General features: G+C 46.0%; 1 pseudogene. It reads right to left on the bottom strand.

From position 1 onward, the window contains the following. A pseudogene (locus AB4583_RS20765) lies at positions 1-1895 on the bottom strand (hypothetical protein); the annotation flags it as partial.

Raw genomic sequence — 1895 nt, 5'->3', positions numbered from 1 at the left:
TCTACCGCATAAACAGGCAGTTCAAAACTGAGGTCGTTGTTGCCGCGGGCATCTTGGTGGTCCAACGCTTCGATGAGCGTGAACGTGTATTCACCTAATGACCCAGAATTAAAGCTTAATGTGAATACTGTAGTTTCTACGTTTGTGGCACTGGTCGTAAAACCAATGTAGTCACCCGACCCTGTCGGATCTTCACGTAACTCAACGGCTAAACCGTTCGATTTAAGATCGTCGTTAGTATTGAACTCCGTTGGCTCAATACGGAAACGAACCACATCATCACTTTGATTGGTAAAAGTAATAATTTGAGTCGAGCTTACCGCGCTGCCACTTGGAACAGAGCCATCGCTCAGGTTAGTTTCAGAAAGAGTAACGCTCGGAATAACGTCAATCGTAGGGTTATCACCATCCGTAATCGTCAGCGTTACGGTTGAAGTCAGAGCGTCATTATCAAAATCACTTGAAGTCACCACAATCGACTTCACGATGTCTTCGCTTACCGAGTGGTCTAAATTACGATTTGGTTCAAAGCGCACTTCACCTTCAAGGGTGATATAAAGCTTACCTTCCGTGAAGCTAAACTGCTGCTCACCAGTGTCATTCTGATCAAGTGTTCTTAGTTGACCGTCATAGGTGAACTGAGTGATCGTCGCGCCATCAGCACTCTGATTTGGCATCACATCAATGGTGTTGGTTGTGATTGTGCCATCAGCCAGATTTGGCTCGATGATATCTAACGTACCGTCTTGCATGATTTGGACATCATCACCGATGGTCACGTTTAGCTGAGACACCAATGAATCATCGCCGTCCGTATCGACCGCATAAACAGGCAGATCGAAGCTCAGATCGTTCTTATCTAAACCATCTACATGGTCTAACGCTTCAAGCAGAGTAAAGGTGTATTCACCCAATGAGCTCGTAGAGAAAGCAATCGTAAACACTGGGATTTCAGCGCCCGAACCGTTGGTAATAAAGCCAATGTAAGTACCCGGATTAGCCGAATCTTCTTTTATCTCAACCGCAAATCCATTCGATTTCAGTGCACCGCCCACATTGAACTCTGTTGGCTCAATACGGAAACTCGCAACATCATCACTTTGATTGGTGAAGGTAATCGTCTCAGTTTGACTAACTGCAGTGCCACTTGGCGCAGAGCCGTCACTAAGATTGATTTCAGACAGAGTAACGCTTGGCACTGCATCAATGGTTGGGATATCACCATCAGTAATCGTCAGAGTGACCGTTGACGTCACCACATCGTTATCTAAATCGCTTGAAGTCACCACTATCGACTTCACGATATCTTCGCTAGCTGTGTGATCTAGGTTGCGATTGGGTTCGAAACGCACGTCACCTTGAAGAGTGATGAACAACTCGCCTTCAGTGAAGCTAAATTGCTGCTCACCATTGTCCGTTTGATCCAGTGTTCGAACTTGACCGTCATAAGTGAACTGAGTGATCGTCGCACCATCGGCGCTTTGCTCTGGCATCACATCGATGGTATTGGTTGTAATTGTGCCGTCTGCAAGATTTGGCTCAGTGATATCTAACGTACCACCTTGCATGATTTGAACATCGTCACCAATGGTTACGTTAAGTTGAGAAACCAATGAATCATCGCCATCACTGTCGACGGCGTAGACTGGCAGATCAAAGCTCAGATCGTTATTTGCAAGGCTATCCGCATGATCCAACGCTTCAAGCAAGGTGAAGGTGTATTGACCTAAATTGGTATCCGAGAAGCTAATCGTGAACACGTTAGTTTCAACGTTCGAACCATCAGTCACAAAACCGATGTAGCCACCCGGTGTAGTTGGGTCAGCTTTTAGCTCAACTGCCAATCCGTTCGATTTCAGAGCACCACCAACATTGAACTCCGTTGGTTCAATACG

The sequence above is a fragment of the Vibrio sp. 10N.222.49.C12 genome, from assembly GCF_041475025.1.
Taxonomy (GTDB): domain Bacteria; phylum Pseudomonadota; class Gammaproteobacteria; order Enterobacterales; family Vibrionaceae; genus Vibrio; species Vibrio crassostreae_C.
Note: the sequence above shows the minus strand (reverse complement) of the source record. Positions and strands in the feature narration are given on the sequence as shown.